The sequence below is a fragment of the Pseudophaeobacter sp. TrK17 genome (assembly GCF_042192375.1).
Classification (GTDB): domain Bacteria; phylum Pseudomonadota; class Alphaproteobacteria; order Rhodobacterales; family Rhodobacteraceae; genus Pseudophaeobacter.
Genome location: NZ_CP071700.1, coordinates 3,630,168 through 3,649,129, shown reverse-complemented (window position 1 = coordinate 3,649,129; position 18,962 = coordinate 3,630,168). Strand labels below are relative to the sequence as shown.

The 18,962-nt window shown below is 58.8% G+C and carries 23 protein-coding genes; 11 read left to right on the top strand and 12 right to left on the bottom strand.

Features of this window, described 5'->3' with window-relative positions:
* Positions 1–103 precede the first annotated feature (103 nt).
* Positions 104–571 (top strand): YbjN domain-containing protein, encoded by a 468-nt coding sequence (locus tag JZI28_RS17325; RefSeq protein WP_297341419.1) that lies wholly within the window; start codon positions 104–106, stop codon positions 569–571.
* 110 nt (positions 572–681) lie between these two features.
* Here JZI28_RS17325 and JZI28_RS17320 read toward each other — a convergent pair whose 3' ends face one another.
* The 4 genes from JZI28_RS17320 to JZI28_RS17305 all read right to left on the bottom strand — a co-directional run bounded on the left by JZI28_RS17320 (position 682) and on the right by JZI28_RS17305 (position 4,959).
* Positions 682–1,851 (bottom strand): lytic murein transglycosylase, encoded by a 1,170-nt coding sequence (locus tag JZI28_RS17320; protein ID WP_375698401.1) that lies wholly within the window; start codon positions 1,849–1,851, stop codon positions 682–684.
* Positions 1,852–1,891: 40 nt separating this feature from the next.
* Positions 1,892–2,839 (bottom strand): adenosylcobinamide-phosphate synthase CbiB, encoded by a 948-nt coding sequence (cbiB, locus tag JZI28_RS17315; protein WP_375698400.1) that lies wholly within the window; start codon positions 2,837–2,839, stop codon positions 1,892–1,894.
* Positions 2,836–3,810, bottom strand: a complete 975-nt coding sequence (gene cobD, locus JZI28_RS17310; RefSeq protein WP_375698399.1) for a threonine-phosphate decarboxylase CobD — start codon at positions 3,808–3,810, stop codon at positions 2,836–2,838. The genes cbiB and cobD overlap by 4 nt, the downstream gene beginning before the upstream one ends.
* 174 nt (positions 3,811–3,984) lie before the next feature.
* Positions 3,985–4,959, bottom strand: a complete 975-nt coding sequence (locus JZI28_RS17305; protein ID WP_297339747.1) for a glutathione S-transferase family protein — start codon at positions 4,957–4,959, stop codon at positions 3,985–3,987.
* A 331-nt stretch (positions 4,960–5,290) separates the two neighbouring features.
* Here JZI28_RS17305 and JZI28_RS17300 point away from each other — a divergent pair, with 331 nt between their 5' ends.
* Positions 5,291–5,659: a hypothetical protein gene (locus JZI28_RS17300; RefSeq protein ID WP_295454675.1), complete on the top strand. Its 369-nt coding sequence runs from the start codon at positions 5,291–5,293 to the stop codon at positions 5,657–5,659.
* A 161-nt stretch (positions 5,660–5,820) separates the two neighbouring features.
* Here the strand turns inward: JZI28_RS17300 and JZI28_RS17295 are convergent, their stop codons facing one another.
* Positions 5,821–6,375, bottom strand: coding sequence for a murein L,D-transpeptidase family protein (locus JZI28_RS17295; protein WP_375698398.1), 555 nt, complete (start codon positions 6,373–6,375; stop codon positions 5,821–5,823).
* A gap of 2 nt (positions 6,376–6,377) precedes the next feature.
* Positions 6,378–7,550: a MalY/PatB family protein gene (locus JZI28_RS17290; protein WP_297339749.1), complete on the bottom strand. Its 1,173-nt coding sequence runs from the start codon at positions 7,548–7,550 to the stop codon at positions 6,378–6,380.
* 204 nt (positions 7,551–7,754) lie between these two features.
* Between JZI28_RS17290 and def (JZI28_RS17285) the strand changes: the two genes are divergently transcribed.
* From def (JZI28_RS17285) to JZI28_RS17260, 6 genes are read left to right on the top strand one after another with little or no spacing between them, the layout of a single operon-like run.
* A complete protein-coding gene (gene def, locus JZI28_RS17285) occupies positions 7,755–8,273 on the top strand; it encodes a peptide deformylase (RefSeq protein ID WP_375698397.1) in 519 nt (172 codons plus the stop codon).
* A 5-nt stretch (positions 8,274–8,278) separates the two neighbouring features.
* On the top strand, positions 8,279–8,788 hold the full coding sequence (gene def, locus JZI28_RS17280; protein WP_375698396.1) for a peptide deformylase: 510 nt from the start codon (positions 8,279–8,281) through the stop codon (positions 8,786–8,788).
* The gene (def, locus tag JZI28_RS17275) at positions 8,785–9,282 is read left to right on the top strand and encodes a peptide deformylase (RefSeq protein ID WP_295454683.1); all 498 of its coding nucleotides are present in this window, start codon (positions 8,785–8,787) and stop codon (positions 9,280–9,282) included. Before def (JZI28_RS17280) ends, def (JZI28_RS17275) begins: the two co-directional genes overlap by 4 nt.
* 18 nt (positions 9,283–9,300) lie before the next feature.
* On the top strand, positions 9,301–10,248 hold the full coding sequence (gene fmt / locus JZI28_RS17270) for a methionyl-tRNA formyltransferase (protein WP_375698395.1): 948 nt from the start codon (positions 9,301–9,303) through the stop codon (positions 10,246–10,248).
* 49 nt (positions 10,249–10,297) lie between these two features.
* On the top strand, positions 10,298–10,534 hold the full coding sequence (locus JZI28_RS17265) for a hypothetical protein (protein WP_375698394.1): 237 nt from the start codon (positions 10,298–10,300) through the stop codon (positions 10,532–10,534).
* Positions 10,535–10,546: 12 nt separating this feature from the next.
* Entirely contained in the window at positions 10,547–10,783 is a 237-nt protein-coding gene (locus JZI28_RS17260) for a GlsB/YeaQ/YmgE family stress response membrane protein (protein ID WP_375698393.1), read from the top strand.
* A gap of 13 nt (positions 10,784–10,796) precedes the next feature.
* On the opposite strand, the gene JZI28_RS17255 is transcribed toward JZI28_RS17260, so the two are convergent.
* The 5 genes from JZI28_RS17255 to ispH form a co-directional block, all read right to left on the bottom strand.
* Entirely contained in the window at positions 10,797–11,420 is a 624-nt protein-coding gene (locus tag JZI28_RS17255) for a trimeric intracellular cation channel family protein (protein ID WP_375698392.1), read from the bottom strand.
* A 31-nt stretch (positions 11,421–11,451) separates the two neighbouring features.
* On the bottom strand, positions 11,452–11,919 hold the full coding sequence (gene rnhA, locus JZI28_RS17250) for a ribonuclease HI (RefSeq protein ID WP_295454688.1): 468 nt from the start codon (positions 11,917–11,919) through the stop codon (positions 11,452–11,454).
* Positions 11,912–12,505 carry a class I SAM-dependent methyltransferase gene (locus JZI28_RS17245; protein WP_349387429.1) on the bottom strand — a complete coding sequence of 198 codons (594 nt, stop codon included), beginning with the start codon at positions 12,503–12,505 and terminating at the stop codon, positions 11,912–11,914. The genes rnhA and JZI28_RS17245 overlap by 8 nt, the downstream gene beginning before the upstream one ends.
* 43 nt (positions 12,506–12,548) lie before the next feature.
* Positions 12,549–13,163 carry a LysE family translocator gene (locus JZI28_RS17240; RefSeq protein ID WP_375698391.1) on the bottom strand — a complete coding sequence of 205 codons (615 nt, stop codon included), beginning with the start codon at positions 13,161–13,163 and terminating at the stop codon, positions 12,549–12,551.
* Between the two features lie 150 nt (positions 13,164–13,313).
* On the bottom strand, positions 13,314–14,288 hold the full coding sequence (ispH, locus tag JZI28_RS17235; RefSeq protein WP_295454691.1) for a 4-hydroxy-3-methylbut-2-enyl diphosphate reductase: 975 nt from the start codon (positions 14,286–14,288) through the stop codon (positions 13,314–13,316).
* Between the two features lie 315 nt (positions 14,289–14,603).
* Here ispH and JZI28_RS17230 point away from each other — a divergent pair, with 315 nt between their 5' ends.
* Positions 14,604–16,805 carry an ATP-binding protein gene (locus JZI28_RS17230; RefSeq protein WP_375698390.1) on the top strand — a complete coding sequence of 734 codons (2,202 nt, stop codon included), beginning with the start codon at positions 14,604–14,606 and terminating at the stop codon, positions 16,803–16,805.
* A 400-nt stretch (positions 16,806–17,205) separates the two neighbouring features.
* On the opposite strand, the gene JZI28_RS17225 is transcribed toward JZI28_RS17230, so the two are convergent.
* Positions 17,206–17,778, bottom strand: a complete 573-nt coding sequence (locus tag JZI28_RS17225) for an NYN domain-containing protein (protein ID WP_297339761.1) — start codon at positions 17,776–17,778, stop codon at positions 17,206–17,208.
* A 136-nt stretch (positions 17,779–17,914) separates the two neighbouring features.
* On the opposite strand from JZI28_RS17225, the gene folK reads away from it, so the two are divergent.
* Positions 17,915–18,484, top strand: a complete 570-nt coding sequence (gene folK, locus JZI28_RS17220; RefSeq protein ID WP_375698389.1) for a 2-amino-4-hydroxy-6-hydroxymethyldihydropteridine diphosphokinase — start codon at positions 17,915–17,917, stop codon at positions 18,482–18,484.
* 93 nt (positions 18,485–18,577) lie between these two features.
* Positions 18,578–18,931 carry a DNA-directed RNA polymerase subunit omega gene (gene rpoZ, locus JZI28_RS17215; RefSeq protein ID WP_297339763.1) on the top strand — a complete coding sequence of 118 codons (354 nt, stop codon included), beginning with the start codon at positions 18,578–18,580 and terminating at the stop codon, positions 18,929–18,931.
* The last annotated feature ends 31 nt before the right edge of the window (positions 18,932–18,962 follow it).

Genomic DNA, 18,962 nt, shown 5'->3' with positions numbered 1-18,962 from the left:
TTCCACCCTTGCGCGCCCGGTACAGGTCTACGTAACTAGCTGGTAGGAATGACGGCTTGTGATCTTAGAGTCAGCATTTAATCAAAAACAATTGGAGGGAACTATGAAACTGACAAAACTCTTTGCGGTTGCAGCTCTTGCAATCAGCCCCCTTGCCGTACAGGCAGAAAACCTGACCGCCCGACAGTCCAGCAGCATTGAGGGATTCTTCCTGGATGAAGGCTCTAGCGTTGAAGTTCTGGTCGATAATGTGGGGGATCCACAGCTGAACGTCGAGCACTATGGCAGCGAATTCACGATTTTTTACTATGGCTGTGAAGACAACACCAATTGCGATTCCATCCAGTTCTATTCCGGCTATGCCACAGATGGGTCTGTCCGGTTGAAGACCGTAAATGACTTCAACGCTGAAAAACGCTGGGTTCGCGCCTATGTTGCCGAGGACGGATCAACCAAGCTTGAGATGGATGTATATTTGGGTGACGGCGGCATCAGCGCCGATGATTTTGCCACAACGGTGGGGCTCTGGTCGCGCCTGATGGGCGACTTTGAAGAGCTCATCGACTATTGAGTGACGCCTAAAAGCCCGGGTTCGCGGCTCGAAGGTTATTCAGAAAGGGGCATGAATACTCATGCCCCTTTTTTGTATCAGTACCTGGCGTTTGCAGACCTGCTGCCGCGTTACAGACGGTTCAGCAGCGCAGGCGTTGGCCAGGCATCAGCTGGAAGGCCCAGGCGCTGTTGCTCGCTTTGAACTGCGGCGCGTGTCTTGGCACCAAGAATACCGTCAATCTTGCCAACATCATGGCCCAGGCGCTGCAGTTTCTGCTGCAGCTGTTTCATCTGGGCGCCGACAAGCCCCTGGTCGGGCTTGCCTGCGGTGTAGATCGATGCACCTTCTAGCCGATTGGCAAAATAGGCAGCGGTCAAAACATAGGTAAAGCTCTGATTCCACTCAAAATAGACGTCGAAATTTGGGTAGGCGAGGAACGCGGGCCCCTTGTGCCCCTGGGGCAAAAGCAGCGAGGCCTTCAGGGAGCCAGCCGCCAGGGAGCCGTCTTTGGCGCGCAGCCCCATGCGCTGCCACTCCTTGACCGAGAGTTTGGTATCGGTGCCGGATTTTGACAGGTCAAGATCAGCAGGAATGGTGACTTCTTGCAGCCAGGGTTGCCCGGCTTGCCAGCCCAGATGCGACAGCATCTTGCCGCCGGACATCAGCGCATCCGGGGCAGAGGTTTTGAGGCTGACATGACCATTCCCATCGGCATCGACGCCATTATCAAGAATATCCTGCGGCAGCATCTGCACCATGCCGATCTCACCGGCCCAGGCGCCAGTGGTGCGGGCGGGGTCAAAATTGCCGCGTTTGTACAGTTCAAGTGCTGCAAAGATTTGCGGCCGGAACAGCTCGGGGCGGCGGCAATCATGGGCCAGGGTAATCAGCGCGTTGCGGGTGTTGAAATCCCCCTGAAAGCTACCGTAGTCGGTCTCAAAGGCCCAAAAGGCCAGCAAGACGCCACGGTTGATGCCATAGGTGGTTTCAATCCGGCGAAAGGTGCTGTCGTATTTTTCGGCCATCGCCCGGCCCCGGTTGATGCGGCTCTGCGATATAAGGCGGCGGGAAAACTCGATAAAGGGTTTCTGGAACACCCCCTGCGCCCGATCCGCCCTCAGAACTTTGGGGTCCTGGCTGGCGCCTTTGAAAAAGCCGTTGACGGTTGCCCTGTCATATCCCGCAGTCAGGGCTTCCTGCTTGAGTGATTTGACAAAGCCGGAAAAGCTGCCGCCACATTGGGCAAAAGCGGTTGCTGGCACCATGAGGGCAGCAAGGGCGAGAGGCAAAATGCGCATGGCGGGCAGTCCTTGATCAAGCTCTAAAACATCGTATGTGCTAAAAGATGACCGCAAAAGCAACCAATAGCCCGACCCCAATAGCCCAAGACATCCAAAGAATATCACAACAGCGCAAAATTGCAGGGCCGGTGATGCTTTTGCTGCCGGGGGCGTTGACCCAGGCAAAATCACGCATTTCCCCATCGTAAGACCGTGGCCCCGCCAGGGACAGCCCCAGCGCGCGCGCCATTGCCGCCTCAGGCCAGCCGGCATTGGGGGAGCGATGTTTGGCCGCGTCCCGGGCAATCGCAGGCCAGGCGCGCAGCACGCCGCCGGCAAGCGCAATCAGCACACCGGTCAGCCGCGCCGGGATCAGATTGACCAGATCATCCAGCCGCGCCGTGGCCCAGCCAAAGTCCTGGTAGCGGGGGGTGCGATAGCCAATCATGCTGTCGCCGGTGTTGATCATCTTATAGGCAATCAATCCGGGCAGCCCGGCCAGCAGGAACCAAAAAGCCGGAGCGATAACCCCGTCTGACATATTCTCGGATCCGCTCTCGATGGCGGAGCGGGCGACCTGGGGGCCGGTCATCGTGTCGGTGTCACGGCTGACAATCATGGCAACGGCCTGGCGTCCCTGTACCAGCGACTGCGACAACCCATCCGCGACGGCGCGCAGATGCTCAACCAGCGAACGCTGTGCGATCAGGATCGCAGCAACCAGCAGCTCGACCAGGGGGCCAAACAGGGACAACAGCCAGCCGACCCCCAGCCCGAGGCAGACCAGCAGGGTGATTGCAGCAACGCCCTTGGCGCGTTTGGCCCAGTCCGTGCCTCGTCTCGTCTCGGGGGACGTATCAGCGCCTGTATTGAGACGCGCCTCCAGCCAGGATACGGACTTTCCCATCAAAACAGCCGGGTGGGGCAGGCGGGACCAGAGCCAGTCCGGCTCTCCCAGGGCGGCGTCCAGCACCAGGGCCAGCAAAAGGATCTCAGCGGTGTTCATAGGGCGGCCTCCAGCCGGTCCCAGCCATGTTGCGGTGGCAGACCCAGGCGGATGTAGGTTGTTGAATAGGGGAAGATACGGCTCCAGATATGGGCCTTGGCAAGCCGCTCTTGCCACTGTGCGGCATCTTCGACCTGGTACAGGCGAAACAGATCAGTGCCGCCCACCACTGTGGCACCGCGCGTGGTTGCCAAGCGATCAAGCCGCTGGGCATCACGGGCTAGGCTCTGGCGGGTCTGATCGGCCCAGTTCTGGTCCTGCAGCGCCTGCAGGCCGGTTTTCAACGCCGGGCCGGAAACCGCCCAGGGCCCCTGCAGTTGGGCCAGCCGTTGTAACAGTTCCGGATCGCCAATGGCAAAGCCCAACCGCATTCCCGCCAGCCCCCAGAATTTGCCAAAACTCTTGAGCACGATAACGCCGGGTTTGGCAGCCAGATGGATGAGGCTTTGATCGGGGCAAATATCGCAAAAGCTCTCATCTATGATGCACAGCGGCGCGGTGATCTCTTCTGCCTGCCACAGGCGTCCATCCGGATTGTTTGGATGCACCGCAACACAGGCTTCGGCAGGACCGCTGCCAGAGATGGTCCAGCCGTGATTGGCAAAGGCCGCGGCATGTTCATTGTAGGTTGGGGTTTCGATTCTGGCCCAACGTGGATCCGCCACCCCCGGCAAAAGCGCAATCAAGGCAGAGGCCCCGGGCGCGGGCAACACAGCAGCCTCGGCGGTGACGTTCCAGAACCGCCGCGCTGCTTGTTCAAGTTCTGCACTGGCGGCGGTATCCGGCAGCGCTGTCCAGTCCGAAGCGTCAAAAGCGGGCAGCGGATAGGGACTGGGATTGATCCCCGTTGACAGATCAATCCAATCGGCGCGGTTGCCGCCGTAGTGCTGGATGGCAGCACTCAGATTGCCGCCATGGTCGCGCAGGGTGGCGCCTGTTTCAACCAGGCTCTCAGTAACATCTGCCGACATGGAAACCCCCAACCTGCTATCACCGCCACAGCCGTTGGCCTGGCTGTGTTTCTATGAAACAGGGGCCGCGATAAGGCAAGCGAGCTTTGCCTTATCGCGCAGGAGTTCTTGCCTCGGTGGCTGGGGCTGGGGCCTTAGGTGTCAGGCGGGTCCGGCAGAGCTGGCTGTGCGGCTTTAGCCGCGGCCGTGGGGCTCCAGCCAGTCGATGTCCGGGTTCACGGGCAGGATGCGGTTTGGGTTAATGGTGTCATGGCTGTAGTGGTAGTGCCGCACGATATGCTGCATGCCCACGGTCGCCTGTACGCCCGGATACTGGTACAGCTCGCGGCAGTAGGCCCAGAGGTTGGGGTAGTCGATGATCCGCTTCTTGTTGCATTTGAAATGCAGATGATACACCGGGTCAAACCGCAGCAATGTGGTGAACAGGCGCCAGTCGGCTTCGGTCAGCTGGGTGCCCATCAGATACCGATGCTGCGACAGCAGATCTTCCAACCAGTCCAGCGAGTCAAACAGCGGCCCCACGGCGGCATCATAGGCGTCTTGTGAGGTAGCAAAGCCGCATTTGTAGACGCCGTTGTTGACCGTGTCATAGACCCGACTGTTCACCGCCTCGATGGGTTCGCGCAGCTCTTCTGGCCAGAAATCAAGGTCGTTTCCGGTGATGCCGTCAAAGGCCGAATTGAACATGCGGATGATGTCGGCGCTCTCGTTTGAGACGATGGTCTCACGGGTCTTGTCCCACAGAATGGGCACGGTGACGCGGCCAGAGTATTTGGCATCGGCACGGGTGTAGATCTGATGCGCGTGGCTGCTGTCAAACAGGTGATCGCCGGTGGCACCATGGGAGTCGCGCTTGAAGGTCCAGCCTTCGCCCAGCATATCGGGGTGCACAACTGAGATTGAGATGTGATCCTCCAGCCCCTTGAGGGCGCGAAAGATCAGGGTGCGGTGGGCCCAGGGACAGGCCAGCGAGACATAAAGATGATACCGACCGCTTTCGGCCTTAAATCCGTCCTGTCCTGTCGGACCGGCGCTGCCGTCGGCGGTTACCCAATTGCGAAACTGTGCCTCAGAGCGCTTGAACGCTCCTCCGTTGGATTTGGTGTCGTACCATTGGTCTTTCCATATTCCGTCAATCAAAAGTCCCATTGATTTCTCTCCTTATCTCGGCAGGTCCGCAGCATGAGTGGTTACAGTGACAAATAGGCGCTGTTCCTGTCTGGGCCTATCCGTGTTGTCGCGCAGCGCCTCTGCATGGCTGCACATCACGACCCTGTGCCTGCAGGGCTTTCAGCGGTGGTCGGTCTTGGCGGATCCTGTCTTCACGCTACCAACGAATAGCGATGTGAACGATTGCACCGGAGATGTCTCAAAATGTTCACTTGATTTTATCCATTTGTAGGTCACCTTTGTAGGTAGATACCTAGCCGATCTTGATGCGATTCCCGTCGCTCAACCACTTGCCAAAAGGGCGATTGTTATGACCACCTATGTGCCAAAAGCTGTTCAAGAAGCGATGGATGCTGCACGCGTTTCCGGCCTGAAAAAGAAAAGCCGTCTGCGGGTGGCTGTGGAGGGTGGCTATTTCCCGGTACTGCGCAGCTGGGAAAACGGCTTTTCGGTGGAAGAGGAATTTGTACCGCAGCTGCGGGGCTTGGTTGATCTCTATGAGGGATCACGTCACGTGTCGCAGTGCCTGATCGTCGCCTCCGAGGCCGAGGGTGGTGAAATGCGCTATGAGTTCAAACGTGAAACCGCCGCCTCTGACACGGCGCCGCTGGATTTCTACCGGGCGCCAAATGCGCCGGTTGGCCTGCTGGGCAATGAAGGTGCTGAAAGCCGCCTGTAAAAAGCTTCGCCTGCGACCTCCGGCAGGCTGACAAAATCAGGGCTTTCCGAGTGGAAACACCTTGGGAAATAGCGGACCCGCAGACCTATCGGTTGCGGGTCTTTTTCTGTGTGAAGCCTCGTTAGGCTCCGATACGCTCTGATTTTCCGATACGCTCTGATTTAGGGTCTGATTTCGACCTTGGTGCCCAGATCAACAAGCCGCCACAGCTGCTCCATTTCAGCATTGCTGATGGCGATACAGCCGGCGGTCCAATCCCCCGGCAGCTGCAACAGATTACCCAAGGCGTTGGGTTGGCCGTGGATGAAAATATCTCCGCCCGGATCTATGCCCGCCTCTGCCGCGCGGCGGATGTCTTCGGGCTGCGGATAGGTGATGCCCAGCGACAGGTGGTAGCTGCTGTTTGGATTGCGGCGGTCGACCGTGAACAGGCCTTCCGGGGTTTTGCCGTCGCCTTCGCGGCTTTTGTCTCCGATGGGATCAAAGCCAAGCGCGATGTCATATTGCAGAACCTTTTGCCCCGCGCGGCTGGCGGTCAGGCGGCGGGCAGATTTTTCAATCAGGATGTGGTCAACCCGGTCGACCTGTATCGCCAGCTCAGGACTGGCGGGGCTGGCAAGACGGGGGCCGTAGAGCTGCCACAGCCCCCAGCCAAGACCCAGAGCAATGGCCGCGATCACCAAGATCGCGGCCCGTTTTATACCAGGTCTGGCCATGATTATTGCAGGTCGGCAAAGGCCTTGGCCAGGCGTTCCCCTGCTTCGATCACCCGGCTGCGCTGGGTGCCCATGTTGAAGCGCAGGAAGCTTTCGCCGCCGGTGCCAAAGGTGGTGCCATGGTTGGCGGCGATGCCTGCATCCTGCTCCACCCGCTTGGTGAATTCTTCCCGGCTCATGCCGGTGCCGGAGAAATCAATCCAGGACAGATAGGTGGCCTGCAGCTTCATCGAGCTGAGCCCGGGAATATCGGCGATGGCGGCATCAAAGACCTGACGGTTGCCATCAATATAGGCGACCAGCTCATCGGCCCATTTGGCGCCTTCGGGAGAATAGACCGCAGCGGTGGCAAACTGACCGGCGGAGTTTGGCGAGAGCGCCAGGGCCAGCATGCGGCGTTGGAACTTTGCCCGCAGATCCGGGTCAGGGATGATCACCTGCCCGGTGTGCAGCCCGGCAAAGTTGAAAGTCTTGGAGGGCGCGGTCAGCATCAACAGCCGGTCGGTGATCTCCGGCACGGCGTTTTGCATCGGAATATGGGTCGCCCCGTCAAAGACCAGATCATGGTGGATCTCATCCGACAGCAGGATCAGGTCGTGACGCTTGGCAAAATCCGCAACCGCCTGCAATTCCTCTTGGCTCCAGACTCGGCCACCGGGGTTATGGGGCGAGCAGAGAATGACCATCTTTTCGGTGCCGGTCATCTGTGCGTCATAAGTGGCCATATCCATTTCATAGCGGCCATCGCGGTTGATCATCTGGCATTCCACCACCTCGCGGCCGGCGTTGTTAATGACCTTGGCAAAGGCGTGATAGACCGGGGTGAACAGCACAATACCGTCGCCCGGCTGGGTAAAGCTGTCCAGGCACATACCGACGCCGTTCACCAGGCCCGTGGTGGTGAAAATGGCCTCGGGATCCACGGTCCAGCCGTGGCGATTCTGCATCCACCAGCAAATTGCATCCTTGTAGGGGGTGTCGCAGTTCACATAGCCATAGATCCCGTGATCGGCCATTTCGCGCATCTTGTCTGTGACCATGGATGGCACGGCAAAATCCATATCGGCCACCCACATGGCCAGGCCAGTGTCGGGTGAGACACCGTATAGGCTCTCCATAAGATCCCATTTGGCGCAATGGGTGCCGCGACGGTCGATGATGCTGTCAAAATCCATGGGGATACTCCGCTATTTTGCCAGCGAAGCTAGCGGCAAATGCGCGAGGTGCAAGGGGATCTGTTCCTCTGTTGACACCAGCTGCTGCGGCCGCGGCAATTTTGGGCACCTTTTCACCGGTCGACAGGGCAGCAACGAGGAAGGGGGGCAGGCATGCGCATGCAGGGCGTTGCAGTGACAGGGGCAATGGCCTAAATCACCTCCATGAAACATTCGATCCTGATCCATCCTGATCCCCGTTTGAAAAAGGTCTGCGCTTCGGTTGCCGATCTGTCGGATAAATTGCGCGTTCTGGCCGATGACATGCTGGAAACCATGTATGGCGCACCCGGTATCGGGCTGGCCGCGCCACAGATTGGTGTGATGGATCGCCTCATCGTGCTGGATTGCGAAAAAGAGGAGGGCGTGGCGCCCAAGCCTCTGGTGATGTTCAACCCGGAAATTATCTCCTCCTCTGATGAGACCAACGTCTACGAGGAAGGCTGCCTGTCGATCCCCGATCAATATGCCGAGGTCACCCGTCCGCGCGACGTCGAGGTGCAGTGGCTGGACCGGGACGGTAACCTGCAGCGTCAGACCTTTGACGGGCTTTGGGCTACCTGCGTGCAGCATGAGATCGACCATCTGGATGGCAAACTGTTCATTGATTACCTGAAACCGCTCAAGCGGCAGATGATCACCCGTAAAATGCAAAAGCTCAAACGTGAGCTGGCACGGGACTAGAGATCATGGCGCTGCTGCCCATCCTGCAATGGCCTGACGCGGGCCTGTCGACCGCTTGCGCTTTGGTTGCGCCGCAGGAGGATCTCGGCACTCTGATCGCCGATATGTTTCAGACCATGTACGCGGCTCCGGGCCGGGGCTTGGCGGCACCGCAGGTTGGTGTACTCAAGCGCCTGTTTGTGATGGATGCCACCTGGAAGGACGGGCCGGGCACGCCCCTGGTGATGATCAACCCCGAAATCCTGACCTTTGGAGCTGAGCTTGCAACCGGCGATGAGGGCTGCCTGTCGATCCCCGGTGTGATGGCCGCGGTCCTGCGCCCCAGCACCGTGACACTGCGCTGGCAGGATGAGGCGCGCTGCTGGCAGACCGGCACATTCGACGGCTTTGCCGCCCGGTGCATACAGCATGAATATGACCACCTCGATGGTCTGGTGACCTTTGACCGTCTGGTGCCCGAGGCCCGCGTTGAAGCCGAAAAGACCTATCGCCGACATCTGGAGAGACCCGCATGACCGCACGTATTTGCCTGCCCTGGCCCGACAAACGCCTGCGCACCGCCGCCGCTGAGGTCAGCGAGATCACCGATGAGATCCGCGCGGTCTGGACCGACATGATCGACACCATGGAGGCCATGCCCGGCGTTGGTCTGGGTGCAAATCAGATCGGGGTGATGCTGCGCCTTGCGGTGGTGGATGGCTCCAAAGAACGCGGTCGCGCCGTGCGCATGGCCAACCCCGAGGTGCTGCATGCCTCGACCCAGCTGCGCGAACACGAAGAGGCCAGCCCCAACCTGCCCGGGGTCTCGGCCAAGATCAAACGCCCCCGCGCCGTCACCGTGCGCTATATGGACGAAACAGGCGCGATCACCGAGCGCGATTTTGTCGGCATCGAGGCCACCAGCGTGCAGCATCAGATCGACCATTTGAATGGCAAGCTGTACATTGATCATCTCAGCAAGATGAAGCGCGATATGCTGATCAAGAAATCCAAGAAACTGAACGGGTAAACCCAAGGGGGCAACAGCATGCGTATCATTTTTATGGGAACGCCGGAGTTCTCAGTGCCGGTCTTGGATGCGCTGGTTGCGGCCGGTCACGAGATCGCAGCGGTCTATTGCCAGCCGCCCCGTCCGGCAGGCCGGGGCAAAAAGGACCGACCCACCCCGGTGCATGCCCGCGCCGCTGAGCTGGGCTTGGAGGTGCGCCACCCGGTATCGCTTAAGGGCGCCGCCGAACAAGAAGAATTTGCCGCGCTGGGCGCTGATATTGCGGTAGTGGTGGCCTATGGCCTGATTCTGCCGCAGGCGATTCTGGACGCGCCTGCCAAGGGCTGTCTGAACATTCACGCCAGCCTGCTGCCACGCTGGCGCGGCGCGGCGCCGATCCACCGTGCAATCATGGCCGGCGACGCCGAGACCGGCGTCTGCATCATGCAGATGGAGGCCGGGTTGGATACCGGGCCGGTGCTGCTGCGCGAAGGCACCCCCATTGGCGATGAGGAAACCACTAGCCAGCTGCATGATCGCCTGTCTGAAATGGGCGCGTCCTTGATTGTCACCGCGCTGCGCCATCTCGATGGGCTGACACCGGATGTGCAGCCAGATGAGGGCGTGACCTATGCCGCCAAGATCGACAAAAGCGAGGCGCAAATCGACTGGGCGCAACCGGCGACAGAGGTGGACCGCAAAATTCGCGCCCTATCGCCCTTTCCCGGCGCCTGGGTGGACATAGATGGCCAGCGGATAAAGCTTCTGGCCTCGCGGCTGGCCACCACAGGCACTATGGGCACCGGCACCATGGGCACCGGCGCGCCGGGGCAGGTGCTGGATGGCGACAGCCTGACAATTGCCTGTGGCGCCGGGGAGGAGGCTGGCGCGGTTGAAATTCTGCGCTTGCAACGGGCCGGCAAAGGCGCGCAGGATCGCGACATCTTTGTGCGGGGCTTCCCGCTTGCCACAGGGCGACAGTTGTAACAGGGCGGCAGTTTCAAACTGGGCGTCACTGTAAACGGGGAGTAGGGCATTGTTTCTGACCATGATGGGCACCGTGGTGATTGCCGGGATCACCGGCTACGCGGCAGAGAAAAGCGGCTTTACCCAAAACGGCTACCTGCCTTCGATCATCATCTGCATCGGCGGCGCCTTTTTGTTCTTCTTTGTACGGATCATGTTTGGCATCGGGTTTGCCTCACCGGGGCTTAATGCCATTGTGTCCGCAATAGGGGCACTGATCATCGTGCCGTTTCACTGGCGACGTTAGCGGAGAGATATTATGAGTGTTGTGTTTCTGATCATCATTGGCGTGGCCGCTGGTTTCCTGGCGACGCGGATTATGGGGATTGAGTCCGATATCATCACCACCATGGCGATTGGCATTGCCGGCGCACTGATCGGCGGCTTCGTCCTGCGTGCGCTGTTGACGGTGATGGGCATGGTTGCAGGTCTTGTTGGTGCCGTGCTGGGCGCCCTGCTGCTGATCTGGCTGTGGCAGATCTATATCAAGCGCTGACCTGCGCTCTATTTTATTGGCGTGGTGGGCGGCTTTTGTAGACGGGTAGATGCCAGCCAAAGGCAATGGAACCTGCCCGCAGCCCCCAACAGACCATGGCGCATAAGACCAGAGCGAGGCCAGAGGCCAGGCCGAATGAGCTGGCCGCAACCGCCACAATGGCGCCGCTCATGGCGCAGGTGATATAAAGCTCTCCCTGTTTCAGCACCAAGGGGACTTCCCCCACCACCACATCGCGCATCAGCCCGCCCATGCTGCCGGTGGCCATGCCCATCAGCACCACGATGACAGCGGGCTTGTCGAGCGCCAGTGCCACACCGGTGCCAGCCGAGACCGCAACGGCCAGGGCAAAACTGTCGAGCCAAATCAGCAGGCGCAAACGGCTCTCGACCAGATGGGCGGTAAAGAACACCACAACAGCTGCGCCCGCCGCCAGCAGGATGTGGTTGGGATCGGCAACCCAGAACACCTCTTCGCGGTTCAACACCAGATCCCGCACCGTGCCGCCGCCCACCGCCGTCAGACACGAGATGAAGGCAAAGCCGACTATATCCAGTTGGGCGCGGCTGGCCACCAGCGCGCCTGTGAGGGCAAAGACCAAAACAGCGGCATAATCGAGCAGGGTGACAAAAGTCATTGTGATCTCTCCATGATCCCCTGCGCGGGCCTCATGCCTTTGATTTGCTTTTCTTGAACGGCGCCATGCCGGCGCGGGCCAACTCATCGGCGCGTTCGTTTTCGGGGTGGCCGGCATGGCCCTTGACCCATTCCCAGGTGACCTGGTGGCGGCTTTGGGCGGCATCCAGACGCTGCCACAGCTCGACATTTTTGACGGGCTTTTTGGCAGCGTTTTTCCAGCCGTTTTTCTTCCAGCCAAAGATCCAGCCGGTGATGCCGTTTTTCACATAGTTGCTATCGGTCACCAGGGTCAGGGCTGAGGGCCGGTCGAGGCTTTCCAGCGCATTGATCGCGGCCAGAAGCTCCATCCGGTTGTTGGTGGTATTGGCCTCGCCGCCTTTGAGTTCCTTTTCCTTGATGACGCTACCGCCATCCTTGGCCTGCAACAGGGCGCCCCAGCCGCCGGGGCCGGGATTGCCGGAGCAGGCACCATCGGTATAGGCATAGAGATCAGCCATGACAGGCCACCGAAATCCAGCGGGCCATGGTGCCATCAAGGCCTTCGCTTTCCCCAAACGCGCAGTTCAGCACGGTAAATCCGGCGGTCTTGAGCAAATCTTGCAAGTCGTCTTCCTCGTAATAGGTATAAAGCCGCCCGAGAGCGTCGCGGGCTTCGCCTTTACCCAGCTTGAGGGCGATATAAAAGACGCCGTTTGATTTCAGGGCGCGTTTTAGTGCAGCCAGATGGTGGGGCATGGCGGCACGTGGGGCGTGCAACAGGCTGTAATTGGCCCAGATCCCGTCATAGAGTGCGACGCCCTGGATCTCCTCAAAGGTCGCCCGCCAGGCGGTAACACCTGGCAGGGCCTGCGCAAGAGCAACCATTTCCTGCGAGGCATCGGTGGCGTCGGCGCGCAGGCCCGCTTTGGCCATCACCGCAGCCGAGGTGCCGGGGCCGCAGCCCAGATCCAGCACCCGGCCTGCGGAAGGGCAGGCGGTAATGAACTCCAGCAATCGCGGGTCATTGCTGAGATAGTCCTGGTTCAGTGCTGCATAGTCTGCGGCCCGGTCACCATAAACTTTGAGTGTTTCTGTGTCGCTCATCGAAGGCCTTATCAATGGGGGGGGTGGAGGTGGGCCGTGGCGGTCAGGCGCGTTCAATGGCCAGTCGGGCAGCAAGGGCGGCAAAAATGCCAGCAAAGCCCCGGTTGAGCCATTTTACCACGGTTTCGGATCCCAGCACAAATTGCCGGGCCTGGGCTGCGAAATACCCATAGAGCACAAAGACCCCAAAGGTGAGCCCCATGAACACCGCGCCCAGCAGGGCCATTTCAGAGGTGGCATGCGCCGGGTCGCCGGACAGGAAGGGCGGCAGCAGTGCCAGGAAAAACACCGACAGCTTGGGGTTGAGGATATTGATCAGCGCGCCGCGTTGGGCGATGCGCAGAGCCGATTGCCGTTTGGTCTGCGAAGAGATGGTCAGTGCCCCACCAGAGCGCAGCGCCTGCCAGGCCAGATAGAGCAGGTAAAGCACCCCGAGCGTTTTGACGACTTGGAACAGCAGCGCGGAGCTGTGCAGTACCGCCGCCAGCCCCAGGGTTGCCGCAGCGAGATGCGGCAGGATGCCAAGGGTGCAGCCCAAAGCGGCCCAAACCGCAGACCGCGCCCCCTGACCAAGCCCCAGCGCCAGCGTATAAAGAACCCCGGTTCCGGGGGCCAGAACGACAACAATTGCGGTGATGAGAAACTGCATGGAAATCATAAGCTGGCCCTTTCGGTGGGGTCTCGATCTGGTTTGACATCTCAGCCTAAGAGCAAGTGAGCGCGCCGTAAACCGCCAGGGTCACCACGCGCTGGCTCTTGGCCACTATTGTCAGGTCATTGCCATCCGGCGGCTGTCATTAGGATCCTGTCAGGCCGAGCTCTCAGCTGATTTGTTGGCGGGGTGGCGCAGCACTCGCGGGACTTTGAACTCGACACGTTCCACGGCGGTTTCAACCACCTCGACCGTGACATCATAGCGGGCGCGAAAGGCGTCGATGACCTCATTGACCAGCAGTTCAGGTGCTGAGGCGCCGGCGGTGATGGCAATGCTTGAGATTCCTTCCAGGGCGCGCCAGTCAATGTTGTCGGCCCGCTGCACCAGCTGGGCATATTTGCAGCCCGCTTTTGCCCCGACCTCAACCAGTCGGCGCGAATTTGACGAATTTGGCGCGCCCACAACCAGCATGGCATCGGATTTGGGCGCAACCGCCTTAACCGCTTCTTGCCGGTTGGTGGTGGCGTAGCAGATGTCTTCCTTATGGGGGCCGACAATGGCAGGAAACCGTGCTTCCAGCGCCGCGACAATGCCCTTGGTGTCATCCACCGACAGGGTGGTCTGGGTGACATAGGCCAGTTGCTGCGGATCGCGCACCTGCACCTTTGCCACATCTTCGGGGGTTTCCACCAAAATCACCTCACCCTCGGGCAATTGCCCCATAGTGCCGACGGTTTCCGGGTGGCCCTTATGGCCGATCATGATCATCTGCAGCCCCTGTTCCGCGTGGCGCTGCGCCTCGATATGCACCTTGCTGACCAGCGGGCAGGTGGCATCCACATAGACCATCTGGCGCGCCTCAGCGGCGGCGGGTACCGATTTGGGCACCCCATGGGCTGAGAAGATTACCGGACGATCCTGGGGGCATTCTTCCAGCTCTTCGACAAAAACCGCACCTTTGGCCCGCAACCCATCCACCACAAATTTGTTGTGAACGATCTCGTGGCGCACGTAGACGGGGGCGCCCCATTTTTCGAGCGCCAGTTCTACAATCTTGATGGCGCGATCAACGCCGGCACAAAAACCGCGTGGCGCAGCCAGATAAAGTGTCAGGGCAGGTTTGGTCATCGGCGTCTCCTTCGCGGCAGAAGTAAGGCTTTGCCGGCCCAAGGTCCAGCCTGATGAACCCGCTGGATGAGGCTGTGCACAGCCCCGGTTGTTTGGTCAGGCCGGGCAGAATGCCGCTGGGGTGCCCGGAGGTCGGCGTGTTCTCGTGGTGCAGAGTGTCTATCCAAAAAAGGAATATGTTAACTGATCTGCTCCATGTTTGGGGCAATGCGGGGGCCTTTCCTGCGCCAAAGGGGGCTGCGCGCGATACCTCTTTGGGGGTGAACAGTATGTAGTTTTGGTCGGGTAGAGGATAAAAGCGCCGTGTACGGAAAAATGAGCCCAACCGAGTGCCTTGCGTTGGAGGAAAAGGGCGATTTTGCCACCAGGCAATATGCGGTCACGATGGAGCGCCGTTTTCGCACTGTCAGCGTCAGCTGCAATCTTGTGGTTGTGCTGGGCCTTTTGTGGATCGCTTTGGGCATCTCCATAAATGCGCCCAGCGTGGTGATCATCTCAACAATTGCGATCTTGGGTTCGATCGCCGCGCGTTTGCTCATAAATACGGAATATACGCTTTTGGCCCGCCTGCTGTGGTATTTCACGGGCTTGGTTGTGGTCATGGGGTCCGTTTTCACCATGCCCCCCGAAAGCTATATCGAACTGTTTTTTGTTGTCCTGCTCGGCGGGCCCTTTATGACGTTTTCGATGCGTCGCGAAAAGGCGATGATCATTACGCTGTTGGGGATCGTCTTTGCAAGCTGGGTGATGTTTCGGTTTTTGGGGCATGACTATTTTGGCCCGCCGCTTGTCGAGGTGGCGATTCCCGTCAGCTATCTTTCTGGCGGTGTGTTGGTCACGGTTTTTGCCGTCCTCGTTGTCGAAATGATGGCTTTTGGCGAGTTGGCGGAAAGCTATAGCGATGATCTGTTGCAGGCCCACCAAAAGGAAAGCCAGGCGAATCACGCCAAAAGCGAGTTCCTTGCCGCCATGAGCCATGAAATCCGAACGCCGATGAATGGGGTGCTGGGGATGGTTGAGGTGCTTGAAAGAACGGATCTCACCCTTGAACAGCGGCGCCTTCTGAACACCATCAAAGAGTCTTCGACCTCGCTTTTGTGGATTATTGACGACATCCTGGATGTCTCCCGTATTGAGGCAGGCAAAATGGAGTTGTTTGAAACGCCCATGCGCCTGTTGCCGCTGGTCGAGGGAGCGGCGGCAACCCTGCGGCCCCATGCCAGCCAGATGGATGTGGACCTGGCCCTGACGATACAGGCAGATCTGCCGGATACGCTGAGGGGCGATGCGGGGCGCCTGCGTCAGATTTTGCTCAACCTCATCGGCAATGCGATCAAATTTTCTGAACCGCTGGCCGGCGAAGCTGCCGGACGGGTGCGGTTGCGTGTAGAGATCTGCGAGCCCGGCTGGATTGATTTTGTCGTTGAGGACAACGGCATCGGGATTGAGCCAGAGGTCCAGGAGGCGATCTTTGCCCCCTTTGAACGTTCAGCAGTGGTGGCCAAGCGGATGATCAAGGGCAATGGCCTGGGATTGACGATTGTGCAGCAATTGGTCTCCAAGATGGGGGGCACTGTTTCGGTGGACAGCACCTTGGGTGAAGGCAGCACCTTCACGGTCCGGCTGCCCGTTCTGGAACCCTCCGGACCGATTAAGGGGCCGCGGTTGGCAGGGACAAAAGTTGTGGCAATGCTGCCAGAGCAGGGACGGGAGTGTAACTGGCCCACCTATGTCCTGGCTGCGGACTGTGATCTGAAATGGGTGTCCAGCCGGGAAGAGTTTATCGGGCTTGCCCGTCTTGCCGGACGGGAGTCCATTTTTGTGCTGCCGGATGAGATTGAAGATGATCAGCGGTCCGGCTGGTGTCGCACCCGCATTGAACAAGAGCTTCCGGACCTGAAAGTTCTTGAGTTCAAATCTTGCGCTGACATGTTGCAGCTGAGCTCAAGCAACCGCTGGGCTGTGGTGCAATCCGGGCCGGTGCTGCCCAGCGAGCTGTGGGATGCCCTTGAAAATCTGGTGGGATATGGCACCAACAAAGAGCCCCAGACCCATTCGGGAACCAAAGACCGCGCGACCGCACTGAATATGACGGGGGGGCGGATCCTGGTGGCTGAGGACAATGAAATCAACCGCGCGGTTATTGAGAGCCAGCTGGGGCTGCTGGGGTGCACGGTGACCATGACGCGTGACGGGGCAGAATGTCTTTCGGCCTGGAACAACGGTAACTTTGACATGGTTCTGGCGGATTGCCAGATGCCGGTGATGGATGGCTTTGAGCTGACACGCGCTATTCGCCAGATCGAAACCGAGCAGGGGCTGCGCCATACGCCGATTGTGGCGGTTACGGCAAACGCACTGGAGGGGGAGATTGGGAAATGCCTGGCCGAGGGGATGGATGCTTTTGTTTCCAAACCCGTGACATTAGCTGGTTTGGAAGCGGTGATCCGTCAGCAATTGCCTGCCTCCGATGTTAGTGCAGAAACCCGGCGATGGGCTGCGGCGCAACGAGGTTAAGGGCAGCACAAGGCAGTGCAGGGCGAACCTACAGGGGCAGACCTGGTGAGGCTGCTGGATTTTGCGCTTTTGGGCTTTGTAGCAGGGGTTCAAAACGGGCTGAGTGAGTGGCTACCCGTTTTGAACCGTCTGTTTTATGACCAACTGCCAGAGGCTGCTACCCTGGGGGCGCTGTTGCCTTGGGGCAGGGGGCATAACGATCAGGTCTTCTGTCGGCGGGACTTCTGCTGACAGCTTTTCCCTTTGAAAACGACTGGGAACAGTTGAGTGCTGTTATTGATCGGGCAGGTTCTGACGCTTAATCCTAACACAAGCGCAAAGAGCAGACCGATCCGGCAGAAGGTCCCTCGGGAATGCAAGCAGTGTGCCCCAAATACAGGCCACGCCGTCGCACATTTGTTTAACCCGGAACGGCAGACACGGACCTTGTGTCAGCGGGATGCTCCCGCGGGGGGCGCCCAAGCACATCTTTCAGCTCTTCCAGCTCGATGAAGTTGTCGGCCTGACGACGCAACTCATCAGAGATCATAGGCGGCTGGCTGCGAATGGTGGACACCACAGAGACGCGTACACCCTGCCGCTGCAAGCTAGCAATCAACGGGCGGAAATCGCCATCGCCTGAAAACAGAACAATGTGATCAACGCGTGGTGCCAGTTCCATAGCATCGACTGCAAGTTCGATGTCCATGTTGCCTTTGACTTTGCGGCGGCCCATGCTGTCGGTGTATTCCTTGGCAGGTTTGGTCACCATGGTGAAACCATTATAATGCAGCCAGTCAACAAGGGGGCGGATGGGGGAGTACTCATCATTTTCCAGCAGAGCCGTATAATAAAAGGCCCGCAAGAGCTTTCCGCGGCGCATGAATTCCTGCCGCAGAAGCTTGTAGTCGATATCAAACCCTAACGCCTTGGCTGCGGCGTATAGGTTCGAACCGTCTATGAACAGCGCAAGCCGTTCGTCTTTGTAAAACATCCTAAAGTGTCCTTCCGGTAAGTCCGTTTGCGCCATTTAGTCCGTGAGTGAATTTTGGGCGGCGAAACGGGTGGACATATTGTAAGTACTTTGGCACCTGCTTCAAGTGTACGGGTTTTCCTAAGTGGGGTCAAAAGTGACCATTATACGATCAAAAGCGATCATTTCTTTGGGTGGCAACCTACCCTTGGGCGAAATGTCGCCACGAAAAACACTATTGGCTGCAACTCAGGAAGTTTCTCGCCTTATAGGTGAGCAATGCCAAGTTTCGCGGCTTTTTCAAACCCCTTGTTTTCCGGCAGGTGCCGGCCCCGATTTTGTCAATGCGGCCATGGCGATTGAGACTGCCCTAGACCCCGAAGAATTATTGCAATGCTTACATAGTGTTGAGCAGAAATTCTCGCGGGTGCGAAAGCAGCGCTGGGGGACGCGCACTTTGGATCTGGATCTGATTTCTTTGGGCGAAAGTGTGTTCCCTGATCCTGCCATTCACCAACATTGGCGTGACCTGCCCCTTGAACAACAAATGTCACAAACACCTGAACAACTGATTCTCCCGCATCCCCGGATGCAGGACCGCGCCTTTGTTCTGGTGCCGATGTGCGACATTTGCCCCGAGTGGCGCCACCCCATTTTGGGGAAAACGGCGGCGGAACTCTGTGCTGCGCTGCCAAAATCGGACCTGGAGGCGGTTCTGCCGCTGTAATCCCCGGTTGAAGCGCTTTCTGCGCTTGTCAACAAAAAGATATCGGCGTAAAAGTCACTTTTCCGGACCCACACTGATTTTGGAGAGTCGCCTATGGCCCGCGTAACGGTTGAAGACTGCGTAGATAAAGTACCAAACCGCTTTGAGTTGGTCATGCTGGCGGCCCATCGTGCCCGCGAAATTGCTGCCGGAGCAGAGATCACGGTAGATCGTGACAACGACAAGAACCCTGTCGTATCGCTGCGTGAAATTGCGGATGAGACCCAGCGCGCGGATGATCTGCGCGAGCGTCTGATCGAAAACAATCAGAACCAGATCGAAGTCGATGAGCCCGAAGAAGACTCGATGGCTCTGTTGATGGGCGCCGAAAACGACAAGCCCGCTGACGACGATATGTCAGAAGAGAAACTGCTGCGTGCACTCATGGAGGCGCAGGGGCAGGGCTGACATCAGCCATTCACTCCCAATATTGAGGCTG

Bases quoted from the DNA above. Each gene is read 5' to 3' on its own strand.
- JZI28_RS17325 (WP_297341419.1), top strand. From the start codon at position 104: ATGAAACTGACAAAACTCTTTGCGGTTGCAGCTCTTGCAATCAGCCCC.
- JZI28_RS17320 (WP_375698401.1), bottom strand. From the start codon at position 1,851: ATGCGCATTTTGCCTCTCGCCCTTGCTGCCCTCATGGTGCCAGCAACC.
- cbiB (WP_375698400.1), bottom strand. From the start codon at position 2,839: ATGAACACCGCTGAGATCCTTTTGCTGGCCCTGGTGCTGGACGCCGCC.
- cobD (WP_375698399.1), bottom strand. From the start codon at position 3,810: ATGTCGGCAGATGTTACTGAGAGCCTGGTTGAAACAGGCGCCACCCTG.
- JZI28_RS17305 (WP_297339747.1), bottom strand. From the start codon at position 4,959: ATGGGACTTTTGATTGACGGAATATGGAAAGACCAATGGTACGACACC.
- JZI28_RS17300 (WP_295454675.1), top strand. From the start codon at position 5,291: ATGACCACCTATGTGCCAAAAGCTGTTCAAGAAGCGATGGATGCTGCA.
- JZI28_RS17295 (WP_375698398.1), bottom strand. From the start codon at position 6,375: ATGGCCAGACCTGGTATAAAACGGGCCGCGATCTTGGTGATCGCGGCC.
- JZI28_RS17290 (WP_297339749.1), bottom strand. From the start codon at position 7,550: ATGGATTTTGACAGCATCATCGACCGTCGCGGCACCCATTGCGCCAAA.
- def (WP_375698397.1), top strand. From the start codon at position 7,755: ATGAAACATTCGATCCTGATCCATCCTGATCCCCGTTTGAAAAAGGTC.
- def (WP_375698396.1), top strand. From the start codon at position 8,279: ATGGCGCTGCTGCCCATCCTGCAATGGCCTGACGCGGGCCTGTCGACC.
- def (WP_295454683.1), top strand. From the start codon at position 8,785: ATGACCGCACGTATTTGCCTGCCCTGGCCCGACAAACGCCTGCGCACC.
- fmt (WP_375698395.1), top strand. From the start codon at position 9,301: ATGCGTATCATTTTTATGGGAACGCCGGAGTTCTCAGTGCCGGTCTTG.
- JZI28_RS17260 (WP_375698393.1), top strand. From the start codon at position 10,547: ATGAGTGTTGTGTTTCTGATCATCATTGGCGTGGCCGCTGGTTTCCTG.
- JZI28_RS17255 (WP_375698392.1), bottom strand. From the start codon at position 11,420: ATGACTTTTGTCACCCTGCTCGATTATGCCGCTGTTTTGGTCTTTGCC.
- rnhA (WP_295454688.1), bottom strand. From the start codon at position 11,919: ATGGCTGATCTCTATGCCTATACCGATGGTGCCTGCTCCGGCAATCCC.
- JZI28_RS17245 (WP_349387429.1), bottom strand. From the start codon at position 12,505: ATGAGCGACACAGAAACACTCAAAGTTTATGGTGACCGGGCCGCAGAC.
- JZI28_RS17240 (WP_375698391.1), bottom strand. From the start codon at position 13,163: ATGATTTCCATGCAGTTTCTCATCACCGCAATTGTTGTCGTTCTGGCC.
- ispH (WP_295454691.1), bottom strand. From the start codon at position 14,288: ATGACCAAACCTGCCCTGACACTTTATCTGGCTGCGCCACGCGGTTTT.
- JZI28_RS17230 (WP_375698390.1), top strand. From the start codon at position 14,604: ATGAGCCCAACCGAGTGCCTTGCGTTGGAGGAAAAGGGCGATTTTGCC.
- JZI28_RS17225 (WP_297339761.1), bottom strand. From the start codon at position 17,778: ATGTTTTACAAAGACGAACGGCTTGCGCTGTTCATAGACGGTTCGAAC.
- rpoZ (WP_297339763.1), top strand. From the start codon at position 18,578: ATGGCCCGCGTAACGGTTGAAGACTGCGTAGATAAAGTACCAAACCGC.